This window comes from Erythrobacter sp. (genome assembly GCF_024305245.1).
Lineage (GTDB): Bacteria > Pseudomonadota > Alphaproteobacteria > Sphingomonadales > Sphingomonadaceae > Erythrobacter.
The window spans coordinates 356,834-378,863 of record NZ_JAMWYX010000001.1 but is presented as its reverse complement, the minus strand read 5'-3'; the positions used below and the strand labels follow the sequence as shown (position 1 = coordinate 378,863).

At 63.1% G+C, this 22,030-nt stretch carries 20 protein-coding genes and 1 tRNA gene; 13 read left to right on the top strand and 8 right to left on the bottom strand.

Annotated elements, in window-relative coordinates; translation table 11 throughout:
* Positions 1-79: 79 nt before the first annotated feature.
* The 4 genes from Q0L48_RS01880 to Q0L48_RS01865 all read left to right on the top strand — a co-directional run bounded on the left by Q0L48_RS01880 (position 80) and on the right by Q0L48_RS01865 (position 4,002).
* Positions 80-1,501, top strand: coding sequence for a 2-oxo acid dehydrogenase subunit E2 (locus Q0L48_RS01880; protein WP_296716550.1), 1,422 nt, complete (start codon positions 80-82; stop codon positions 1,499-1,501).
* Between the two features lie 417 nt (positions 1,502-1,918).
* Positions 1,919-2,308 (top strand): hotdog domain-containing protein, encoded by a 390-nt coding sequence (locus Q0L48_RS01875; RefSeq protein ID WP_296716549.1) that lies wholly within the window; start codon positions 1,919-1,921, stop codon positions 2,306-2,308.
* Between the two features lie 102 nt (positions 2,309-2,410).
* A complete protein-coding gene (gene lpdA, locus Q0L48_RS01870) occupies positions 2,411-3,820 on the top strand; it encodes a dihydrolipoyl dehydrogenase (protein WP_296716546.1) in 1,410 nt (469 codons plus the stop codon).
* Between the two features lie 11 nt (positions 3,821-3,831).
* The gene (locus tag Q0L48_RS01865; protein WP_296716543.1) at positions 3,832-4,002 is read left to right on the top strand and encodes a hypothetical protein; all 171 of its coding nucleotides are present in this window, start codon (positions 3,832-3,834) and stop codon (positions 4,000-4,002) included.
* A 395-nt stretch (positions 4,003-4,397) separates the two neighbouring features.
* Here Q0L48_RS01865 and Q0L48_RS01860 read toward each other — a convergent pair.
* A tRNA-Ser gene (locus tag Q0L48_RS01860) sits at positions 4,398-4,487 on the bottom strand.
* 89 nt (positions 4,488-4,576) lie between these two features.
* Here Q0L48_RS01860 and Q0L48_RS01855 point away from each other — a divergent pair.
* From Q0L48_RS01855 to mazG, 9 genes are read left to right on the top strand one after another with little or no spacing between them, the layout of a single operon-like run.
* Positions 4,577-5,629, top strand: a complete 1,053-nt coding sequence (locus tag Q0L48_RS01855; RefSeq protein ID WP_296717094.1) for a lytic transglycosylase domain-containing protein — start codon at positions 4,577-4,579, stop codon at positions 5,627-5,629.
* Between the two features lie 32 nt (positions 5,630-5,661).
* On the top strand, positions 5,662-6,858 hold the full coding sequence (locus Q0L48_RS01850) for a D-alanyl-D-alanine carboxypeptidase family protein (RefSeq protein ID WP_296716542.1): 1,197 nt from the start codon (positions 5,662-5,664) through the stop codon (positions 6,856-6,858).
* Positions 6,855-7,508: a dTMP kinase gene (gene tmk / locus Q0L48_RS01845; RefSeq protein WP_296716540.1), complete on the top strand. Its 654-nt coding sequence runs from the start codon at positions 6,855-6,857 to the stop codon at positions 7,506-7,508. Before Q0L48_RS01850 ends, tmk begins: the two co-directional genes overlap by 4 nt.
* A complete protein-coding gene (locus Q0L48_RS01840) occupies positions 7,505-8,461 on the top strand; it encodes a DNA polymerase III subunit delta' (RefSeq protein WP_296716538.1) in 957 nt (318 codons plus the stop codon). Before tmk ends, Q0L48_RS01840 begins: the two co-directional genes overlap by 4 nt.
* The gene (metG, locus tag Q0L48_RS01835; RefSeq protein ID WP_296716535.1) at positions 8,454-10,031 is read left to right on the top strand and encodes a methionine--tRNA ligase; all 1,578 of its coding nucleotides are present in this window, start codon (positions 8,454-8,456) and stop codon (positions 10,029-10,031) included. Before Q0L48_RS01840 ends, metG begins: the two co-directional genes overlap by 8 nt.
* On the top strand, positions 10,031-10,807 hold the full coding sequence (locus Q0L48_RS01830) for a TatD family hydrolase (RefSeq protein ID WP_296716531.1): 777 nt from the start codon (positions 10,031-10,033) through the stop codon (positions 10,805-10,807). Before metG ends, Q0L48_RS01830 begins: the two co-directional genes overlap by 1 nt.
* Positions 10,804-11,586 carry an MBL fold metallo-hydrolase gene (locus tag Q0L48_RS01825; RefSeq protein WP_296716527.1) on the top strand — a complete coding sequence of 261 codons (783 nt, stop codon included), beginning with the start codon at positions 10,804-10,806 and terminating at the stop codon, positions 11,584-11,586. Before Q0L48_RS01830 ends, Q0L48_RS01825 begins: the two co-directional genes overlap by 4 nt.
* Entirely contained in the window at positions 11,583-11,780 is a 198-nt protein-coding gene (locus Q0L48_RS01820; protein WP_296716525.1) for a hypothetical protein, read from the top strand. Before Q0L48_RS01825 ends, Q0L48_RS01820 begins: the two co-directional genes overlap by 4 nt.
* 38 nt (positions 11,781-11,818) lie before the next feature.
* A complete protein-coding gene (gene mazG, locus Q0L48_RS01815; protein WP_296716522.1) occupies positions 11,819-12,577 on the top strand; it encodes a nucleoside triphosphate pyrophosphohydrolase in 759 nt (252 codons plus the stop codon).
* 13 nt (positions 12,578-12,590) lie between these two features.
* On the opposite strand, the gene hflX is transcribed toward mazG, so the two are convergent.
* From hflX to dusB, 7 genes are all read right to left on the bottom strand, one after another.
* Positions 12,591-13,883, bottom strand: coding sequence for a GTPase HflX (gene hflX / locus Q0L48_RS01810; RefSeq protein WP_296716521.1), 1,293 nt, complete (start codon positions 13,881-13,883; stop codon positions 12,591-12,593).
* Positions 13,884-13,909: 26 nt separating this feature from the next.
* A complete protein-coding gene (hfq, locus tag Q0L48_RS01805; RefSeq protein WP_296716519.1) occupies positions 13,910-14,497 on the bottom strand; it encodes an RNA chaperone Hfq in 588 nt (195 codons plus the stop codon).
* A 153-nt stretch (positions 14,498-14,650) separates the two neighbouring features.
* On the bottom strand, positions 14,651-16,039 hold the full coding sequence (locus Q0L48_RS01800) for a sigma-54 dependent transcriptional regulator (RefSeq protein WP_296716516.1): 1,389 nt from the start codon (positions 16,037-16,039) through the stop codon (positions 14,651-14,653).
* A gap of 34 nt (positions 16,040-16,073) precedes the next feature.
* A complete protein-coding gene (locus Q0L48_RS01795) occupies positions 16,074-18,293 on the bottom strand; it encodes an ATP-binding protein (RefSeq protein ID WP_296716515.1) in 2,220 nt (739 codons plus the stop codon).
* Positions 18,294-18,372: 79 nt separating this feature from the next.
* Positions 18,373-19,827, bottom strand: a complete 1,455-nt coding sequence (locus Q0L48_RS01790; RefSeq protein ID WP_296716512.1) for a sigma-54 dependent transcriptional regulator — start codon at positions 19,825-19,827, stop codon at positions 18,373-18,375.
* Between the two features lie 3 nt (positions 19,828-19,830).
* Positions 19,831-20,961, bottom strand: a complete 1,131-nt coding sequence (locus tag Q0L48_RS01785; RefSeq protein ID WP_367273989.1) for a nitrogen regulation protein NR(II) — start codon at positions 20,959-20,961, stop codon at positions 19,831-19,833.
* 3 nt (positions 20,962-20,964) lie between these two features.
* Positions 20,965-21,981 carry a tRNA dihydrouridine synthase DusB gene (gene dusB / locus Q0L48_RS01780; protein WP_296716511.1) on the bottom strand — a complete coding sequence of 339 codons (1,017 nt, stop codon included), beginning with the start codon at positions 21,979-21,981 and terminating at the stop codon, positions 20,965-20,967.
* Positions 21,982-22,030: the final 49 nt, after the last annotated feature.

Here is a 22,030-nt window from a genome sequence, read left to right as displayed (position 1 = left end):
CCACTCTGACCACTTGCCCGACGCTAGGGAATTGGCCAGAGAACGGGGCAAGGATCGATCAAGGGAGTTTCAGCGGATCATGGCCTTGGATATCAAGATGCCGGCATTGTCGCCCACGATGGAAGAGGGCACGCTGGCAAAGTGGCTGGTGAGCGTCGGTGACACGGTGCAATCGGGCGACATCATGGCCGAGATCGAGACCGACAAGGCGACGATGGAGTTCGAAGCGGTGGACGAAGGCGTGATCGCCGAAATCCTGATCGAAGCCGGGACCGAGAACGTGAAAGTCGGCGCGGTAATCGCGCGGCTGACGGTTGAGGGCGAGGATGAGGCTCCAGCCTCGAAGCCTGCCGGGTCTTCCGAACCTGCTCCCGCACCCGCACCCGCAAACAATGGCCCCGCCGCTACGCCCACCGCGCAGCGTCTGGCAGAGGCCAATGGCATTGATCTTGCCGGTCTTGAAGGCACGGGTCCTAATGGCAAGATTACGAAAGGCGATGTCGAGGCGGCCATGGGCGGCGGCGGTGCAGCATCCGTCACCGGCTCCGGGGTTCCGGACAAGGACATCCCGGCAGCGCAGGCGGAACCGGCCCAAGGCGATGGCGAGCGCATCATCGCCTCGCCCCTGGCAAAGCGGATCGCAGCGGACAAGGGGATCGATCTGGCGCAGGTCAAGGGCAGCGGCCCCAATGGCCGGATCGTGAAAGACGACGTCGAAAACTTCTCGCCCGGTGCTGCAACATCGGCGCCCACGCCAACCGCGAGCGCTGCCACGCGGACACCCACTCCGGCCCCTGCCGTCGAAGGCGGCGCGCCGTTCACCGACGAGAAGCTGTCGGGTGTGCGCAAGGTCATCGCCCGCCGCCTCACCGAGAGCAAGCAGACGATCCCGCACTTCTACCTCACCATCGACATCCGGCTCGATCCGCTGCTGGAACTGCGTGCCCAACTGAACACATCGCTGGAGCCGGACGGTGTGAAGCTGTCGGTCAACGATCTGCTGATCAAGGCGCTCGCCCGCGCGCTGATGCGCGTGCCGCAGTGCAATGTCAGCTTCCAGGGCGACACGCTGCGCCGTTACGAACGCGCTGACGTATCGGTGGCGGTGGCCGCGCCTTCGGGCCTGATCACGCCGGTTATCACCCATGCCGACACCAAGGGCCTCGCCGCGATCTCGACCGAGATGAAGACGCTCGCGGGCAAGGCTCGCGATGGCAAGCTGCAACCGCACGAATATCAAGGCGGCACGGCGAGCCTTTCCAACCTTGGCATGTTCGGGATCAAGCAGTTCGACGCGGTGATCAACCCGCCGCAGGGCATGATCCTCGCCGTGGGAGCCGGACAGAAGCAGCCCTATGTGGTCAACGGTGCGATCGAGGTGGCGACGGTGCTCCACGCCTCGGGCAGCTTCGACCACCGCGCCATCGACGGCGCGGACGGCGCGCAGCTGATGGAGGCGATCAAGCAGCTGTGCGAGAACCCGATGGGGCTGGTGGTGTGAGGTTACTGGTTGAAGCTGGCCGGTTCATGGTGACGGCACTCGCTGTTGCAATCACGATCCCCACTGGCTTCGCTGCATTGTCACTCGTTCGTGGGGAGCATTTTTCCATCGAAGCCTTCTTTGCCATTGGTGCGATGAGCTTTGTCATCGGAATCATCGGGGGTTTAGTGGTTGGCTTGCCCACGCTCTGGTTAGCCCGCAAGCTGCATTTGGACGGGGATTTCCGAAAGCTAGCTGTTTTTGGCTGCATTGCAGGAGCGGTCGGGGGAATCGCTTTAAGTGTCGTGTTTTGGCAGGGCAACATCGAGATTGTGATGGCTGGTATGCTCATTTGGGCAGCAATGGGCGCAGTCGCCGGTCTTATCGCAGCATCCGTTTGGTTCGGGCGTCATTTAAGTCAGGGCGGAGACTTGGTGAATGACTGCCCGCCCCCCCCAGATCCGCGTCACCGCCATGCCGGCCGATACCAACCCCTATGGCGGGGTGTTTGGCGGGTGGCTCATGGCGCAGATGGCGCTAGGCGCAGGCTCCCTTGCAAGCCGAGTGGGGCAGGGCAAGGCGGTGGTGGTTTCCGCGACTGACTTCGCCTTTCCCGGCGCGATGGCCGTCGGCGACGAACTCAGCGTTTACTGCGAAGTCGCCGCCACCGGCACCACCTCGCTCACCATCGCTGCCGAAGCCATCGCTCGGACACGCAATGGCGAGGCCACCACCAAGGTTGCCCAAGGCACCTTCAAATTCGTGCTGCTGGGCGAGGATGATCGCCCCCGCGCAATTGCACTACCAACCCACACCCGTTCGCCCTGAGCTTGTCGAAGGGCTGCCCTTCTTCCTTCGCCACCGGGCAAAAGGAAGGGCAGGGCTTCGACAAGCTCAGCCTGAACGGTTTTGAATTGACGGGAAATACCAATGGCTAATGATTATGACGTGATTGTGCTCGGTTCCGGCCCCGGCGGCTATGTGGCGGCGATTCGCTGCGCGCAGTTGGGGTTGAAGACCGCGATTGTTGAACGCGAGAACCTCGGCGGCATCTGCCTCAATTGGGGCTGCATTCCGACCAAGGCGATGCTGCGTTCGGCCGAGATATTCCACTACATGCAGCACGCGGGCGATTACGGCCTCGTCGCCAAGGGGATCGAGGCGGATCTGGGCGCGATCGTGAAGCGCAGCCGCGGGGTGGCGAAACAGCTCAATCAGGGCATTGGCCACCTGATGAAGAAGAACAAGATCACCGTCCATATGGGCGAGGGCACGCTGACCGGCGCGACTTCTCTCACGGTGAAGGGCGAAAAGGGCGAGAAAGCCCTGTCCGCCAAGCACATCATCGTTGCCACCGGCGCGCGCGCGCGCGACCTGCCGTTTGCCCCGGCTGACGGAAAGCGCGTTTGGACATATCGCCATGCGATGACCCCCACCGAACTTCCGGAAAAGCTGCTGGTGATCGGATCGGGTGCAATCGGGATCGAATTCGCCAGCTTCTACAACGATCTCGGCGTTGACGTGACCGTGGTGGAAATGCTCGACCGGATCGTGCCGGTGGAGGATGCGGACGTCTCGACCTTCCTCGAAAAGTCGCTGAAGAAGCAGGGCATCACCATCATGACCGGTGCGGGTGTCGAGGACGTGAAGGTCAGCGATAAGGGCATCACCGCCACCATCAAGGACAAGTCCAGCAAAGCCGCGCCGCAGGACTTCACCCACGTGATCGTCGCGATCGGCATCGTGCCGAACACCGAGAATATCGGGCTCGACAAGCTGGCGGAGATGGATCGCGGCTTCATCCAGATCGATCCCTATGGCCGCACCAAGACCAAGGGGCTGTGGGCCATCGGCGATTGCACGCCCGGTCCTTGGCTGGCGCACAAGGCGAGCCACGAAGGCGTCACCGCCGCCGAAGCCATCGCGCAGGAACTGGGCAACACAAACGTCCACCCGCACCCGCTTGACCGCAACGCCATTCCCGGTTGCACCTATTGCCACCCGCAGGTCGCCAGCGTCGGCCTGACCGAAGCCAGGGCGAAGGAAGCCGGGCGCGAGATCAAAGTCGGCAACTTCCCCTTCATCGGTAACGGCAAGGCCATCGCGCTGGGTGAGGCGGAAGGCTTCATCAAGACCATCTTCGACGCCAAGACCGGCGAACTGCTGGGCGCGCACATGGTCGGCGCGGAAGTGACCGAGCTGATCCAGGGCTACACCGTCGGCAAGGTGCTGGAGACGACAGAGGCCGAACTGATGCAAACCGTCTTCCCGCACCCGACGCTGAGCGAAATGATGCATGAAAGCGTGCTCGATGCGTACGGGCGGGCGATCCACTTTTAAAGGAATAGCTGATGAATCAGGCAGCACCCGAAGCCCTCAAGGGTGAAGACTGGGCGGGAGAAATGGGCGCGCGCTGGCTCGCCAGTCTCGAACGGTTCGAAGGGATGATTGCGCCCATCGGCACAGCGCTGCTGGCGCAGGCGGATTCGGGCTGGTGCACACTAGCGGCACGGTTGATCTAGAGCGTGACATGCGCCGCCTATTTGCATGGCCGGGTGATGCTGAAACGGCAACGGCGGACGTGCTGCGACTCGCGCGACAAGTGGAGCAAGTGCAAGCCACGATCGGTTAGGGCCGCTGGTGAGCGCCGCACCGAGAGCCGCATGATTGCTCGCCTTTGTGCGGACGCACCGTCCGCCGCACCCGTCACGGCTGCAAACACCCCCCCCACACCCCTGTCAGGGCGGACAATGACTGTTGTCCAGACAGCCGCCGGGGATAAACCCTCCAGCCATAACCACCCGTCACGAGCGGCCACGATCCGGCACAATCGGTCATATTTTGGTGAGCGAATTGGTTAGTTTGGGTGCCGGTAAATGTGGAAAACCTAGCATTTCCGCCATTTTTAGGGCTTGCATGGCGGACAGGGTGGGATTCGAACCCACGGAGGGCTTGCACCCTCGGCGGTTTTCAAGACCGCTGCCTTAAACCACTCGGCCACCTGTCCGCACGGCGCGCTCTGTAGCCAAGCCGGATTCACAAGTCACCATACTTCGGTTGTTGGGAATTCAGCAAAGGTATGACATCCCCTTGGACATGATTCATCGCTTGCTCCCCGTCGCCTGTCTTGCGCTTGCCGCAGTCTCCCTGTTCGGCACCAGCGCCGTGCTGGCACCCGCGACCGCGCAGTCGCCCGATCAACTGGGGCTTCCGTTCGATGCCTATGTCGAGGTGCTGAAAGCGCGCGCGCGGGCGGAAGGGGTGAGCAGCGCGACAATCGACCGGATGACCGCCGGCCTCACCCCGAATGATCGTGTGATCCGGCTCGATCGCAACCAGCCCGGCAGCGCCACGGTGCAGGGCTACCCGCCACTTGCGCCCTACATCGCCACCCACGTTAATGGTGCGCGGATCGGCAGCGGGCGGGCTGTCTACACCCAGCACCGCGATCTACTCGCCCGGATCGAGCGCGAAACCGGCGTGCCCGGTGCGATCATCGTCGCGATCTTCGGTCATGAGACCAGCTACGGCAGGATCAAGGGCGATTTCGATCTCTCCCGCAGCCTCGCCACGCTGGCGTGGGAAGGGCGGCGGCGCGAGCTATTCGAAGGCGAGTTCATCGCTCTGCTCAAGATCGCCGACAGGGGCTTTGCCCGGTCGCAACTGGTCGGTAGCTACGCCGGAGCTTTCGGCAACCCGCAATTCCTGCCGAGCGTCTACCTGCGGCTCGCTACCGATGGCGACGGGGACGGGCGCGCCGACATTTTCTCCAACCGCGCCGACACCTTTGCCTCCATCGCCAACTATTTCCGCGATGCGGGATGGCGTCCGGGCCAACCGTGGGGCGTGCGGGCCTATGTCCCTTCGGGCTTCGATGTCGATGCCTACAAAACCGAACTGGTCGCACCGCTCTGCCCGCGGGTGCACGAGCGGCATAGCGTTTGGAAGACGGTTGCCGAATGGCGCGCGCTCGGCGTGGTGGCGCAGGGCGGATTGGCTGATGCGGTAATGGTCTCGCTGTTCCAGCCAGACGGGCCGGGCGCTCCGGCATGGCTACTGACCAGCAACTACCGCTCGATCCTCGAATATAACTGCTCCAACTATTACGCGATGAGTGTGGGGCTTTTGGCCGATGAAATCGTGAACTGAGGGCAGCGCACGCCTCGCCAAGGGCGGGGGGTGTGGCTATAGCTTGCGCCGTGATTGCCATTCTCAAATTTCGCCCGGCCCTGCTGCTGATTCTGCTCGCCGCAGTGATATCGCCTGCGGGCGCGCAGCGTACGAGCGAGCCTGTCGTTCCTGCGGTTCCGCTTGCTAACGAAGCGCCGGTGGCGTTGCTGGTCGACATCACCAGCGGCCAGGTGCTCCACGCCCGCAACCCCGACCGGCGCTTCATGCCGGCGTCGGTTACCAAGGCGATGACGCTCTATCTGGCGTTCGAGCTGATCGAACAAGGCCGGCTCGATCCGGCGCAGATCTTCATGATGAGCCCCGATACCGCTCGCGAATGGCGGCGCACTGGGTCGACGATGTTCCTCGATGCAGGCGAACGCGTGCGGGTGGACGATCTTCTGCTCGGCATCGCCAATGTATCGGCCAATGATGGGGCTGCGGTTCTGGCTGCCGGGCAGGCGGGCTCTGTCCCGGCATGGACGGCAGCGATGAACGAAGCCGCACGCGCGCTCGGCATGAGCGGAAGCCATTTCGCCTCACCCAACGGCTTTCCCGACGAAGGGTACACCTTTACCACCGCCAGCGATCTTGTGCGCCTCGCGCAGGCGATGGTGACACGGCACCGCGACAAGTTCGGTTATTATGTCGGACGCAAGGGCTTCGACTACAAAGGTATCGCGCAGATCAACCATGATCCGCTGATCGGTCGTACGCCCGGCGCTGATGGGATCAAGACCGGGTTCACCAACGAATCGGGTTTCACCTATCTCGGGACCGCGCGGCGCGATGGTCAAAGGCTGGTGCTGGTGCTGGCCGGGGTGGAGAACGGTCGCCTCAGGGGACGATTGGCGCGCAGCTATATGGAGTGGGGCTTTGCCGCGTTCGACCGCCGCCGCCTGTTCGCGCCCGAGGCGGTAGTGGGCGAGGCGCTGGTGCAGAATGGCGATGCGCGGGATGTGCCGCTCATCGCAGGAAGCGCCGTCACAGTGAACATGCCGCGCGGGAGCACGGGAAAGCTTAGCGCGACCATTCGCTACGAAGGACCGCTGCGCGCCCCGATCGCGGCAGGGCAGGAGGTCGCCGTGCTCGAAGTCACCGCGCCCGGCGTCGCGCCTGCACGCATTCCGCTTTACGCGCGCGATGACGTCGCGGTGGCGGGTCCGATTGATCGGATTGTCAATGCTATCGCCGGGCTGTTCGCATGAGCACGCAGGCGGGCCGGTTTATCGCCTTCGAAGGCGGCGAGGGGGCGGGCAAATCCACGCAGGCGCGATTGCTTGCCGAGGCGTTGCGGTCGCGCGGACTGGCGGTCGTCACCACGCGCGAGCCGGGCGGAACGCCGGGCGCAGAGGCGATCCGCCAGCTGCTGCTCGATCCGCCGGGTGATGCGGGCTGGACGGCCGAGGCCGAAGCCCTGCTGTTCGCCGCCGCCCGCGCCGACCACGTCGCGCACCTGATCCGCCCGGCGCTGGCTCGCGGCGAGTGGGTCATTTGCGACCGCTTTGTCGATTCGAGCCGCGCTTATCAGGGCGCAGCGGGCGGGCTGGGCGACGATGCCGTGCTTGCGCTGCACGGTTTCGGCAGCGGCGGGCTTCGGCCTGACCGGGTATTCCTGCTCGAGGGCGACGAGACTGTGCTGGCCGGACGCCTAGCGGCGCGCGGAGCGATAAGCGATGCGATCGAGGGGCGTCCCGCCAGCTATCACCGCGCGGTTGCCGAAGCGTTCCGCGCCTTGGGAATCGCCGACCCTGCCGGGATTGTCCGGATCGACGGCGTAGGCGCGCCCGAAGATGTGCACGCTTGGATCATGGGCGCATTGGCCGATCTGCTGGACCCGGAGGGCGAGCGGCGATGACCCGCTGGCCGAACCATGCCGAGCCGTGGCGGCAGTGGCGCGATGCGCTTGGCGGCGAGCGGATGCATCATGGCTGGCTTTTGTCGGGCAAGGCGGGCGTCGGCAAGCGTGACTTCGCACTGGCGGCCGCGCGCGAACTGGTGGCAGAACCGGGGGTACCGCAGCCGCAGGGCGATCATCCGGACATCCTGACGCTGACCTATGGGCCGAAGGACGACAAGGCCGAGAAAGCACAGGCCGATGGCAAATCCTTCGAACTGGCCCGCAGCATACGCATCAAGCAGATCCGTGCGATGCAGCGCCGCCTGTCCACCCGCCCGACACTCGGCGCGCGCCGCGCGATCATTATCGATCCGGCCGACGATCTGGAAAAATCCGCCGCGAACGCGCTGCTCAAAAGCCTTGAGGAGCCGCCCGTCGGCACCTTCTTTCTGCTTGTATCCCACCGTCCGGCACGATTGCTTCCCACGATCCGGTCGCGCTGCCGCACCTTGCGGTTTCCGGCGCTGACCGATAGCCAGCTTGCCGCAATGCTGGAGGACGGCGGCCTGCCGGTCGATCCTGCCGCGATTGCTGCCGCCGAAGGATCGTTCGGCGTGGCTTTGCGGTTCGCATCGCAGGATCTCAATCCGCTGGCTCAAGTGATTGTATCCTTGCTGTCCACCCGTGACATCGATTTCCAACAGCGCGGCCAGTTGGCGCGGCTGATCGGGCCACGCGCCGACCGCGAACGGGTGCAAGCCGTGCTCGATCTGGCGCAGGGTCTGGTCGCCCGCGCAGCGCGCACTTCCGAGGAGCCGTACCAGCGTGCGCGTCTGATCGATACACACGCCGCGCTGGTCTCACTCGCCGCCGAAGCGCCCACCGCCAATTTCGATCCCGGGATGCTCCCATTCGAGATCGGCACCTTGCTTGTCTCCGCCGCCCCAGCTAGCGAACCGGCCCATGGCTGACCCTGACAACACCCCGTTCTACATCACCACTGCGATCAGCTACCCGAACGGGCGGCCGCACATCGGCCATGCATACGAGGCGATTGCCGCCGATGTAATCGCCCGGTTCCAGCGCCTTCAGGGCCGCAAGGTGCGGTTTCAGACCGGCACCGACGAACATGGCCTGAAAATGGCGCGCAAGGCCGAGGAGCAGGGTCGCAAACCTTCCGATCTGGCGGATGAAATGTCCGGATATTTCCGGACGATGTGCGATGCTTTGAACGTTTCGTATGATTGTTTCATTCGTACCAGTGAGCCCGATCACCACCGCGCCAGCCAGGCGATCTGGCAGTCGATGGAGGCTGCAGGCGACCTGTATCTCGATCGGTACGAGGGATGGTATTCGGTTCGTGACGAAGCCTATTATGACGCGAGCGAACTGACCGAAGGCGAGGACGGGGAAAAGCTTTCGCCGCAGGGCACGCCCGTCGAATGGACGGTCGAGGAAAGCTGGTTCTTCCGCCTGTCGAAATATCAGGAGCCGTTGCTCGAACTGCTGCGCACGCCCGGATTCCTCGAGCCGGCAAGCCGCCGTAACGAAATGATCGCCTTTGTCGAAGGTGGCCTGCGCGATCTGTCGGTCAGCCGCACCAGTTTCGATTGGGGTGTGAAGGTACCCGGCAGCGAAGGCCATGTGATGTATGTGTGGGTCGATGCCCTCACGAACTATCTCACGGGCCTGGGCTATCCCGATGATATGCCTGAAGGAATGGGGACGTTCTGGCCTGCCAGTCTGCACCTGATCGGCAAGGATATCGTGCGCTTCCACACGATCTATTGGCCTGCCTTTCTTATGAGCGCGCAATTGCCGCTGCCACAAAAGGTGTTCGGTCACGGTTTCCTGCTCAACCGGGGGCAGAAGGAATCGAAGTCACTCGGCAATGTCACGGACCCGCTCGCGCTGGCGGAGCGCTTCGGTGTGGACGCCTTGCGCTATTTCCTGATGCGCGAGGTCGCCTTCGGGCAGGATGGCAGCTATTCGCCCGAAGCGATTGTTTTACGGGCGAATGCGGAACTGGCGAACAGCTTCGGCAATCTGGCGCAGCGTACGTTGTCGATGATCGTGAAGAACATGGACGGGCGGCTTGAGGCGTTTGAGCAGCAGGATGCGGATGTTACTCTGCTCGCCACGGTCGCCTTGGCGTGCGGCACGGAGCTTCCGCGGGATTTCAATGATCTGTCGTTCTCGACCGGGATCGAGGCATGGCTGCGGGCGGTTTATGCCTGCAACCAGTATGTCGACGAGCAGGCACCCTGGACGCTGAAAAAGACCGATCCTGCGCGGATGAAGGCGGTGCTGCAAACGCTGTTCGTTGCCTTGCGCGACCTTGCCATCGCGATCCAGCCCGTTGTGCCGGAGAAGGCAGCGGCATTGCTGGATCAGCTCGGCATTCCCGAGGACGAACGCAGCTTCGCGGCGCTGTCCGACACCGATTGGTTCGCCCGGCTCGTCGCCACCGGCTTTACTGTCGCGCCGCCGACCCCGCTGTTCCCGCGCCTCGAACTGCTTGAAGCGGAGGCCGCCGCCTGATGCTGGTCGATAGCCATTGCCATCTCGAATACAAAGGTCTGGTCGAAGATCAGGCTGGCGTGCTCGCCCGTGCGCGGGAGGCTGGCGTGAGCGCGTTTCTCAACATCTCGACCCGCCAGAGCGAATGGGATCAGGTGGTTGCCACTGCTGCGCGCGAACCCGATGTGTTCGCCAGTGTCGGCATCCATCCGCATGAGGCCGACGCGCATCAGGATTTGGGGCGTGCTGCCTTGCTCGAGGCGACCCGGCATCCGCGCGTCATTGCAATCGGCGAGACCGGACTCGACTACTATTACGACCATTCGGACAGAGACACGCAGAAGCGCTTGTTCCGTATGCATATTGATGTGGCGCGCGAGGTGCAGTTGCCGGTGATCATCCACACCCGCGATGCCGAGGACGACACCTTTTCGATCCTTGCCGAGGAGATGGGGAAGGGCGCCTTCCCGGCGCTGATCCACTGCTTCACCGCCTCCGCCGATTTCGGCGCGAAGGTTCTGGAACTGGGTCTGACGATCTCGCTTTCGGGCATCGTAACCTTCAAGAACGCCAAGACTTTGCAGGAGGTTGCGAAGACCGTTCCTGCAGATCGCCTGCTGGTGGAAACCGACAGCCCGTTCCTTGCCCCAGTGCCGCATCGCGGGCGGGTGTGTGAGCCAGCCTATGTTGCGGATACGGCTGCCTTCATTGCTGGCTTGCGCGAAACGGATGTGGAACAGCTGAAAGCGCAGACCACCACCAATTTCTTCAAGCTTTTCAGTAAGGCGCGCCTGTGAAAGTGGTGATGCTCGGCTCGGGCACCTCGACCGGGGTGCCTCGGATCGGCGGGGCAGACGGCACCGGTGACTGGGGCGATTGCGATCCGGATGAGCCGCGGAACCGGCGGACGCGGGTTTCGATTCTGGTCGAAAGCGATGAAGGACGGCGGCTGCTTGTCGATACGTCATCAGATTGCCGCGCACAGCTGCTGGCGAACCGGATCGGCAGCATTGACGCCGTGTTCTGGACGCACGACCATGCTGATCACTGCCACGGCATCGACGATCTGCGTGTGCTGCGTTATGGACGCGCCGGACCGATACCGGGCTTCGCATCGACCGAAACAGTGCGCCGTTTGCGCCAGCGTTTCGGCTATGTCTTTGCGGGACAGGATGGCTATCCCACGATCTGCAGCATCGACACGCTCGACAGGATGCGGATGGTCGCAGGCTTCGGTGTCGAATGGTGCCAGATGGCGCACGGTCCAGGCGAAACCACCGCTTACAGGTTCGAAGCTGATGGCAAGTCCATTGGATATGCCACGGATTTCAGTGAGATTTCAGAGGACATGATCGATCTGTTCGATCAAGTCGATATTCTGGTTTCGGACTGCCTCCGGCGTGACCCTCATCCCACGCATGCGCATCTGGCCATGGCGATCGAGCTTGGCGAACGGTGCGGTGCCGGGCGCGTGGTCCTGAGCCATCTCGACAAGAGCATGGATTATCGCAGCCTGTGCGACGAGGTGCCCGATTTCGTGACAGTCGGATATGATGGGCTGGAGATCGTCGCATGAACTCGGACATGCTTCTGCCGATCGTCACAAGCCTCGGTTGGCTGATACTGGTTGGCGCTGCGTTTGCGTCTTACCGTCTGAAATGGAGCCAGGTTGTGAAAATGGCGCTGGTTTGGCTGGCCCTTTTCGGCGGGCTTTATCTGGTGGTCGAATGGTTCCTGACTGCTCAAGGCGCCGCCAGCGCTTTGATCTAGATTTTACATAATATATATTATCAATCTTAAGGTGCGACATGAGCCAGGTGCCCCCTATCAAACGGCTGCTTACGATCATGGCGCGATTGCGTGACCCTGTGGCCGGTTGCGAATGGGATCTGGCGCAGACCTTCGAAACGATCGCGCCGTACACCATCGAAGAAGCCTATGAAGTCGCCGATGCCATTACCCGGGGCGACTTGGCCGATCTCAAAGACGAACTCGGCGATCTCCTGCTGCAGGTCGTGTTTCATTCCCGCATGGCCGAAGAATCCGGTCACTTCGCGTTCGCCGATGTCGCGAACGCGATCAGCGACAAGATGGAAGCCCGCCATCCCCACATCTTTGCCGGCGCCGGTGGCACGATGGACGATGCCCGCTGGGAAGATATCAAGGAAACCGAACGCGCAGCGAAAGGTGTGACCAGCGCGCTCGACGGCGTGGCGATTGCGCTACCAGCACTGATGCGCGCGCAGAAATTGCAGAAACGCGCCGCGCGCACCGGGTTCGACTGGCCTGATCCCTCGGGCTCCGAAGCGAAAATCTTTGAAGAACTCGAAGAGCTTAAGTCAGCCACTTCGGACGAAAACCGAACCGAGGAAGCAGGCGACCTGCTGTTCGCGGTGGTCAATTTCGTCCGAGCTCACGGGATCAGCGCCGAAGATGCGCTGCGGGCTGCCAATGCCAAATTCGAGCGGCGCTTTCGTGCCATGGAAGACAAAGCGAAGGGTGACTTCCAGAACCTCGGTCTTGAGGCGCAAGAAGCGCTATGGCAGCAGGTCAAAAAGGCCGAATAAACGCCTGCTAAACCTAAAATAAAGTCGCGAATTGCCCAAGTTCCTTGGGGTTGAGACGTACCGTCACGCGGCGCATCGGGCCGGCGTCCCCTTCCCCCGCATCTTCCTCTGCGACAACCTCACCATGTGCGTGCAACCATGCAATATGGCGCCCTTCGCTGACGGGCAGAGTGAAGGTCACCTCGCGCGCGGTTCCGGTCAGCATGGCAGCTGCCCGATCTTCCAGCGCAGCAACGCCTTCGCCGGTTACGGCCGACACCATTACGGCGCCATGGAGTTCAGCCATTGCGCGCAATTCGTCCTGGCTTTCGGCGTCCAGAAGGTCGCACTTGTTCCAGACCTCGACGATCGGAATCGTGCTTTCGCCGGTGTCGGTGTCGACGATATCAAGGTCGCCTAGCACCTCGATGACCTGCTTTTTCTGCGCCGCGTTGCTCGCATTCGCCATGTCGCGGACGTGCAAGATGATGTCGGCGAAGGTCACTTCCTCGAGCGTTGCGCGGAACGCCGCCACCAACTGTGTCGGCAGATCGGAAATGAAGCCCACCGTGTCGGACAGGATCGCCTTTTCGACGCCAGGCAGGCTGATCGCGCGCATGGTCGGATCGAGCGTCGCGAACAGCAGATCCTCGGCCATCACGTCGGCGCCGGTCAAACGGTTGAACAAAGTGGATTTGCCCGCGTTGGTGTAGCCCACCAGCGCGATAACCGGCCACGGCGCCCTACCCCGCCGCTCGCGGTGCAAAGCGCGGGTCTTGCGCACCTGTTCCAGCTCGCGGCGCAGGCGGGTCATGCGCTGCCGGATCATCCGGCGGTCAGCCTCGATCTGGGTTTCGCCGGGACCACCAAGGAAGCCGAAGCCGCCACGCTGGCGTTCGAGGTGGGTCCAGCTGCGCACAAGGCGGCTTTGCTGGTAATCGAGATGCGCCAGTTCGACCTGCAACCGGCCTTCGGCGGTCGCGGCACGCTCACCGAAAATCTCGAGGATCAGCCCGGTCCGGTCGATCACCTTGCGTTTCAACCGATCTTCGAGATTGCGCTGCTGGATCGGGGAGAGCGCCCCGTCGACGATCACCAGTTCGGCTTCGTGCTGTTCGCACCACACCGCGATATTTTCGACCTGACCGGAGCCGAACAGCGTGTTGGGCTGCATTTTGCGCACAGGCAGAATGGCCGAATGCGCAATCACAATACCGATGGCCAGCGCAAGCCCTTCAGCCTCCGCTAGACGATCGGTTGCATCAAGGTCGTATCGTAATGCCTTGATATCCGGACACAACACCAGTGCCCGCGCGCCGCGGGTCACCTCGTCACTATATTCGCTATCGAAGCTCAGTCTGAAATCCCGTCATCAAGTTCGCCATCGTCATCATCGCCGACACTCAGATCGACGGGGCCTGCGGGCTGAATGGTAGATACTGCATGCTTGTAGGCAAGTTGAACCGCGCCGTCGCGTTCCAGCATCATGCAGAACAGGTCATACGCGGCGATCCGGCCCTGCAGCATCACGCCGTTGACGAGGAACATCGTCACCTGAACTTCCGCTTCGGCAACGCGGCTGAGGAACACGTCCTGCAACTGCTTCTGCTTTTTGCCGCCGGGCCGAGCCTGGAACTGCTGCGGATCGAGCAATTGGCCGGGCATGATGGTCGAAATCGCGTGCTTGTAGACCAATTGCGACTGCCCGTCGCGGCGCAGCAGGATCGAGAAATTATCGAACCACGTGACAATGCCCTGAAGCTTCACGCCCTTGACCAGAAACATGGTGACCGGAATCTTGTTTTTGCGGAGCAGATTCAGGAAGGCGTCCTGCAAATTGCCCTGACGCCCCGACGATCCGCCACTATCGCCGGAACGCGGCTCGCTAGGGACAGTTTCACGGACGATCGGCCGGGGAGAGAGTGTTCGCCCGTTGGACATGACTTTGCCTCCTGTTCTTGGCGATTATCGAGAGTAACCGCAGTTCAGGGTAGGCGCGCCGATTGATGGGCCGCCTGACCCATTCAATATAATGGCGATTGCAGCGTCATGCGACAAGGCTTGATTTGAGCGCGGCCCAGTTGGCCATACGGTTTATTCGCTATCCGCCTCGTCGCGGCGGTCTGCCATTCCCAACAGCTTGAGCTTGCGGTGCAGGGCCGATCGTTCCATTCCGATGAAGCTGGCAGTCTTCGAGATGTTGCCGGAGAACCGTCGGATCTGGATGGCCAGATATTCCCGCTCGAAACTTTCGCGCGCTTCGCGCAGTGGCACGCCCATGATTGCCGAAAGGCTCTCGCTGCCCACCCCCGCCTGTCCGCCTGTAATTTCGGGCGGGAGCATGTCGGGCTCGACCGTGTTGAGCTTTTCGCGCGGGGTCATGATGATCGTACGCTCCACCACGTTCCTGAGCTGGCGGACATTGCCCGGCCAGTCATAGGCTTGCAGCGCCGCCATCGCCTCGGACGAGATTTCCGGCGGGGTAAGCCCCTGATCGTTGGAATAGCGGGTGAAGAAATGCTCGGCCAACGACGGGATATCCTCGCGCCGCTGCGATAGCGAGGGAATCGCCACCGGCACGACGTTCAGGCGATAGAACAAATCCTCGCGGAAGCGCTTTTCTGCCATTTCCACGTTCAGATCGCGGGTGGTCGAGGACACCACCCGGACATCGACCCCGATCTGGCGGCTGCCACCGACCCGCACGAAGCTCTGGTCGGTCAGCACCCGCAAAATGCGCGCCTGCGTTGACAGCGGCATGTCCGCGATCTCATCGAGATAAAGCGTCCCGCCGTCGGCCATTTCGAGCAGGCCCGGGCGCATCTGTTTGCCATTGACCTCCTCACCGAACAGCTCCTGTTCGAACCGCTCGGGCGTGATACGGGCCGAATTGACCAGTACGAAAGCGCCTTGCGAGCGCCCGCTCCAGGCGTGGAGCAGACGCGCGGCCACTTCCTTGCCAGCGCCTGGCGGCCCGGAAATCAGCACGCGGCTGCCGGTATTGGCGACCCGCTTCAGCGTCGCGCGCACACCGTTGATAGTCGGCGAATTGCCGGTGAATTCCGCGCTACCCCAGCTGCCTTCGCGCAACCGGCTGTTTTCGCGGCGCAACCGCTCGGTTTCGGTCGCGCGTTCGACCAGCAGCAGCAGGCGTTCGGCCTCGAACGGCTTTTCAATGAAGTCCATCGCGCCGCGGCTCACAGCGGCAACGGCGGTATCGATATTGCCGTGTCCGGAGAAGATGATCACCGGCAGGCCCGGCTCGCGCGCCTTGATCGCATCGAGCAGTTCCAGCCCGTCCATCTGGCTGCCGTGCAACCATACGTCGAGCAGGACGAGGCTCGGGCGGCGTTCGTCGATTGCGGCAAGAGCTGCGGTGCTATCGGCGGCGGTACGGCAGGCATACCCCTCGTCGCCGAGCACGCCGGCAACCAGTTCGCGGATATCGCGTTCGTCATCGACGATCAGGATTTCGAGCGCCATCGGCAGTGTCCTTCGGTCAGCTGTTCAGGGTCCATCAGGCGGGCAGGCCATCGACGGGTTGGGGATTGCGGGCAAAGCGCAGGGTCACGCGCGTTCCTCCGCTCGCAGCACTGGCAAAACTCATGTCGCCGCCATGTTCGTCGACGATCTTGTTGACGATGGCGAGGCCGAGGCCGGTGCCTTTCTCTCGGGTAGTAACATAGGGCTCCGTAATACGTTCGCGGTCCGAAGGAAGGCCGACGCCGTTATCCTCGACAGTGACCACGATCGAATCCCCGCCATCGGCGATCGAAACCGCGATTTCGCCGGCATATTCCTCGCGCGCCTCGCCCGCACGGGCTTCGACGGCTTCGACTGCATTCTTGAGCACATTGGTCATCGCCTGCCCGAACTGGTGGCGGTCGCAGCGCACTTCGCGGTCGAGCAGTTTGGTGGAGGAGACGCTGAACGCGAGCCCCGAATGGGCGACTTCCTGAAGGAATACCGCCTGACGCACCAGATCGAGCGCGTCCTCGTCGCGGAACACCGGCTTGGGCAGGCGCGCAAACGAGGAGAACTCGTCCACCATCTTTCTGAGATCGCCGACCTGACGCACGATCGTGCTGGTCAGTTCGTCGAACAGGTCGCGGTCCTCATCGCCGACCCGCGTGCGGTAACGCCGCTTGAGACGCTCGGTCGCCAGCTGGATCGGCGTGAGCGGGTTCTTGATCTCGTGCGCGATCCGCCGGGCGACATCGGCCCACGCCGCCTGCCTCTGATCGAGCAGCTGGCGGGTGATGTCCTCGAAGGTGATCACATGGCCGCTGTTCCCGGGCGCCAGCTTTACCGCGAGCGTCAGCAATTCCGCGCCCTTGGCGTGCGTGATGATCGCCCGCTCCTTGCCTTCCGCGATCATGCGGCACAATTCGGGCGCGAGCTCTTCCAGCGCGTGGCCGTTCATGTCCACTTCCTCCGCGCCCGGCGGGGAGAGCAGCGCCTGCGCCGAGGAATTCATCAGCATGACGCGGTTGTCCGCATCGACCGAGATGACGCCTGCCGTCACCGATTCCAGGACAGCCTCCATGAACGCGCGGCGATCGTCGATCTGGCGGTTGGCGCTGACCAGGGCCTGCGTCTGCTTTTCGAGCTGCCCGGTCATCCGGTTGAACGCGCGGTTGAGCAGGCCGATCTCGTCCGCACCGGTGCGCCCTTCGAGCCGGAGCGCGAAGTTGCCCTGCCCGACCTTGCGCGCCGCCCCGACCAGATCGGTGAGTGGTTTCACCTGACGGTCGGCAAAACGCAGCGCAAACCAGATCGCGATCCCCACCAGAAAAAGGCTGACCGCCACCAGCGCGATGTTGAAGCGCAGTTGCAGCATCCGGGCGCTGCCGGTCAGCCGGTCATAGGCGCCGACGATCGATTGCGCGCGCGACCAGGAATTGAACATGCTCTCTTCAGTGGTCCGCGCGTTGTAGAGATAGACCCCGGCCTCGGCGTCAATCGCCGCCAGCGCTTCGATCCGTTCGGGGCTGATCCCAACAACGGCAAGTTCGCCCTGATCGAGGCGGGCCAGCGCTTTGCGACTGAACTCGAGCGGGCTGTTGTCGCGCGGCAGATTGAGCGCCGCTGCCGTCCGGAACGAACCGTCCCTAACCCGCTGCAGGATCGCACTTTCGGATATTTCGCGCCCCTGCGTCTGGTAGAGGTAGAAGTCGGGAAAATCGGGATCGGTGATCGGCACCCGGGCGAGAATTTCTCGCATGTCGGTCGCCATTATGATGGTGTTCTGCTGAACATTGCGCTGGTTCGCGTCGTAGTAATTCTGCGCCAGCGCGTTGGCGTTCTCCATCAACCCCCGGGAATCGTCGGAGAACCAGAAATCGACGCCGGTCTGGAACAGGAAGGCCGCGAAACCTGCTACCAGCAGCGTCGGCAGAGCCGCCACCATCGAGAAAAAGAACACGAGCCGGACATGCAGCCGCGCGGTGCTGCCGGATGCGCGGCGTAGCGCCACACGGCGGCCGATCAGCACCAGCAGCGCCATCGCCGGCACCAGGGTCGCCATCAGGATGAGCGAAACCTGCATTGTCGGCAGCAGATCATCGGGTGCCGATGCAGTCGAGTAGGTCAGATAGGTGGCACCGATGGCCGCCAACAGCGCGGCGGCACACAACAGCTCGAGCCACCCGAAGATGTTTGCGCGCCGGGAGCCAACGACAAACCGGCGCCACCAACGCGGCGACTGCCGTGGCGGAAGGCTCGGCGTTCGGGTCATGGGCGCATCCATCGTTGCTCCTTTACAACAATGGTGTGGCAAATGCGCAAGCCGAAACTGTGCTGAGAGGCAATCCCGGTCAGGATGGCTGCGAGAACCGGTCCGGTTCCAGCCCCAGTTCACCGATCCGTTTGCGCAAGGTGTTGCGATTGATGCCGAGCAACTGCGCTGCCCGCAGCTGGTTGCCGCCAGTGCGGCCCAAAGCATGCTCGATCAACGGCTTCTCGAACGCTGCCAGCGCGCGGTGGTAAAGCGTTCCGGGCGGCAGAGTCTCGCTGGCGAGCCATGCCGCCAGTGCGGATGCGAAACTGCCGCCGCTCTCCCGAACCTGACCCGCGCCAAAAGCGATTTCATCGCCGATGATGTCGGCCAGGCTCTCGGCATCGATCCGGTCCTCGCGCGCCATCAGCGCAAGCCGGTAGACGACATTGCGCAGCTCGCGAACATTGCCGCGCCATGCCCGCTGTTCGAGCCGGTTGACCGCCTCGGGCGTCAGCGTGCGGCGTGGCAGGCCATCTTCGGCGGCAAGGATCAGGAAATGCTGCACCAATGCCCCGATGTCCTCGCGCCGTTCGCGCAAGGGCGGCAATTCGATCGGAACCACATTGAGGCGGTAGAACAGGTCCTCGCGGAAGGTTCCGGCGGCGATCATGGGAGCAAGATCGCGATTGGTGGCGGCGATGATCCGGACATTGACGGCGATTTCCTGCCGCCCGCCAACCCGCCGGATGCGGCCCGATTGAAGCGCCCGCAGCAGCCGCGTTTGCGCCTCGGCAGGCATATCGCCGATCTCGTCGAGGAACAGGGTTCCGCCATTGGCTTGTTCGAACTTGCCGATCGCCTGCGCAATCGCTCCGGTGAACGCGCCCTTTTCGTGTCCGAACAGCTCGCTTTCGACCAGATCCGCCGGAATGGCGGCGGTGTTGACCGCCACGAAGGGGCCGGTGCGGCGATTGCCGAGTTCGTGGATCGCCTCTGCCACCAGTTCCTTACCGGTGCCGCTCTCCCCGGTTATGAGCACTGTCAGATCATTGCGCAGGACGCGGGTGATCATGCGGTAGACGCTCTGCATCGCTGCGCTGCGCCCGACCAGCGGCATTCGCGCGCCCACGCCTTCCGCTTCTCCCGCGATCTCGGCCTCGGACTGCGCAAGGTTGGCGCGCTGGCCCACGGCTTGCCGCACCGCATGCACGAGTTCGTCGAGATCGAATGGCTTGGGGAAGTATTCGAAAGCATCGCTCTCGCTCGCGCGGACCGCGGTATCGAGCGTGTTCTGCGCCGACAGCACAATCACCGGCATTTCCGGCGCGCGTTCGCGCACAGCAGCAAGGCTTGCCAGCCCGTCCCCGTCTTCGAGGATCACGTCCGTCAGCATCAAGGCAAAACGGCCCTGATCCAGCAACCGGTCGCGCGCCGCGATGCCGGTGCAATGCGATATCGCAAAGCCTTCATCCTCCAGCGCGGCCGTGATGACGGTTGCGATGGCCGCATCATCTTCGACCAGCAGAATTGCCTGAGTGCCCGAACCGCTCATTGATTATCCTTCGCGCCGGGCCTGCGGCAGATGCAGCCGGAAATGCGTCAACCCGCTGCGCTGGTCGCGGTCGTGGCTGATATTGCCGTTCATGTCGCGCACCAGTTTGCGGACCAGCGAAAGGCCCAGCCCCTGACCCGAGACCTTCGACGACACGAAGGGTTCGAAGACATGGTCGCGAAGTTCGGGCGAAATACCGGGGCCGTTATCGGTCACGGTGATCTCGATCGGAAGCGGCACTGCCCGGCCATGCCGGACCGCGCTGAAGGCCAGCCCGCTGACAAACCGCGTCTGCACAGTGATTTCCGCCGGGCCCTCCCCACCGAGCGCCGCGTCGCGGGCATTCGACACCAGATTGATCAGCACCTGTTCCAACGCATCGCGATTGGCGAGCACCGGCGGAAGCGAGGGATCGAATTCCTCGCGGATCTCCACCGCGCCCCGCTCGCCCTCTGCCGCGCGCAAGGTGGCGATGGCGGCGCGGATCGCTTCGTGCGGGTTGCACGGTTCGACCGGCCCGGTCCGGGTGCTGCCGAGTTGCTGCATCCGGTCGATCAGCCGGGCAATCCGGTCGACCTCGTCAGTGATCATGCGTGCAAGCTTCTTGTCGGCATCGGGAAGCTTGCGAGCGATCAGCTGCCCCGCTCCGCGGATGGCGGCGAGCGGGTTCTTGATCTCATGCGCCAGCACCGCAGGCGCGCCCAGCATGGCGTCGCCGCCCTGCTTGTGCGCCGGGTCTTCGTAACCGATTTCCGACAACGTCACCACGCGCCACCCTGGGAAGGAGCCCAGTGGCGACACAGTCATATTGACGCGGGCTTCCGTATTGCCGGTACTGATTACAAGGTCACGCGCAACAAGTGCCTCATCGGTTTCGCGCAGGCGCGCTTCGACGCGCTTGTCGAGCGGCCCGATCCGTTCGGCCAGACTTGCGCCAACAATCCGGCTTGCGCTGGTGCCGAGCAGGCTTTCGGCTGCGTGATTGACCTCCGCGATCCTGCCAGCGTCGTCGATCAGCAAAACCGCAAAAATAAGCCCGGCAATCTGTGCGCGGGCATCGGGCAGGCTATCGGCTACAAACGCGCCGGCCATGTCGGGAGCGCCCATCTCTCCCGGTGTCACGGTGGTTGGCACCGATCAGGCTGCCTGCTGCAACATGAACGGCGTGTAGAACCGCTCTATCTCGCCGAGCACCTGCTCCGGATCGTCGATGAAATTGGCCTTGTGGCGGAACTCAACCGAACCATGCAGCCCTTTGGTGTACCAGCCCAGATGCTTGCGGGCCATCTTCACCCCTGTGTCCCGGCCATAGTGATCGAGCATGCGGTGATAATGTTCCACCAGCACCGCGTATTGTTCATTGATGCCGGGTTCTGCGCGCGCTTCGCCGGTGCGCCACCAATGCATCACCTGCCCCAGCAGCCACGGCCTGCCATAGGCGCCGCGGCCGATCATCAGCCCGTCGGCGCCGGATTGTTCGAGCGCTTTGGCCGCATCGTCGATGGTGCAGATGTCGCCGTTGACGATGACCGGAACCGAGACTGCGTCCTTGACCTTGCGCACGAAAGCCCAGTCCGCGCTGCCCTTGTACATCTGGTTGCGGGTGCGGCCGTGGACGGTGATCATCTGCACGCCGATGTCTTCGGCCATGCGGGCAAGTTCCGGCGCGTTCAGGCTATCATGGCACCAGCCCATCCGCATCTTGACCGTGACCGGCACCTTAACCGCCTTCACCGTCGCTTCCATCAGGCGCACGGCGAGCGGCACTTCGCGCATCAGAGCGCTGCCGGCGAGCTGGCCGACGACCTTGCGCACCGGGCAGCCGAAATTGATGTCGATGATCGCCGCGCCGCTGCCTTCCTGAAGCTTGGCAGCTTCGGCCATGCTGGCGGGATCGCAACCGACCAGCTGCATCGAAACCGGCTCCTCGATCCGGTCCCATGCGGTCTTCTGAACGCTTTGGCGGGTTTCCCGAATGGCCGCTTCGCTCGCCACCATTTCGGTAACATTAAGTCCGGAGCCATAGCGCCGCACCAGAGTCCGGAACGGCATGTCGGTGACGCCGGTCATCGGCGCCAGCACCACAGGCTCGGCGATCGTGACCGGACCGATGGCGATCGGCTTGAGCGCCGGAGGGGTGGGAAGTGAATTCATTGCCGAGGGTGCCTAATATTTAGGCAGGCGCATAGTGGATTGCCGAAAG